This window comes from Rhizobium sp. 01T444 (genome assembly GCF_056398305.1).
The window spans coordinates 1-674 of record NZ_JBFTPD010000199.1 but is presented as its reverse complement, the minus strand read 5'-3'; the positions used below and the strand labels follow the sequence as shown (position 1 = coordinate 674).

1 protein-coding gene is annotated in these 674 nt (G+C 66.0%); it reads right to left on the bottom strand.

Features of this window, described 5'->3' with window-relative positions; translation table 11 throughout:
- Positions 1-564, bottom strand: a 564-nt coding sequence (locus AC1DTN_RS37960; RefSeq protein ID WP_477925299.1) for an AAA family ATPase, incomplete at its 3' end; no start/stop codon positions are given.
- Positions 565-674 lie beyond the last annotated feature (110 nt).

Below are 674 nucleotides of genomic sequence, written 5' to 3'. Positions count from 1 at the left end.
CCCGGCCGAGTGCTCCAACCGCAGCCCGGCGGCATACGCCAGCGGATAGAAGAACGCGGTAAATGTTTCGCCGGTCACCTCCGGGTAGTGGCTCAGGTCGTAGCTGGCCAGGCAGGTGGCCGCCTCGGCCGGGTTGGTGATCCCGCGGAAGTGCAGCTGCTCGATCATGAAGCGCGCCACGATCTGCTCGTCGCCGGCCAATTGGTAGCGGGCCTTGTGCTCCATCAACTGAGGTTGACCGACCAGGAAGGTGATCAGCCGGAACCCATGATGGGCCAGTTGATCGTGCACATCGCGCAGCCACTCCAGTGCGTGCCTGGACATTCGCTGCGCCTCGTCGCACAGCAGCACGACGATGTGGCCCGAGCGCATCTGCAGCTGCTCGCCCAGCCGGCGGATCAGCGAGAAGCGCTTTTCCGCAATCGTCCTGGCCCGCGGCTGCCTCACCCCGGCGGCCGCCAGGAGGGTGCTGAAGAACGGTCCCTCGAAGTCGCTGCGGTGAAGTTCGCAGGGCATGCGAATGACCAGGATGTCGTGTCGTTGCCTGGCCAGGTGCAGCGCCACGTAGTCGGACGCTCGAGCCGGCTTCCTCGCAGCTGCCTACCGGCCCGGTCAAGGGCAAGCGGCTGCGCATCGCGGAGCAGGCAATGAACGAGAAGACACCGTGCCAAGCG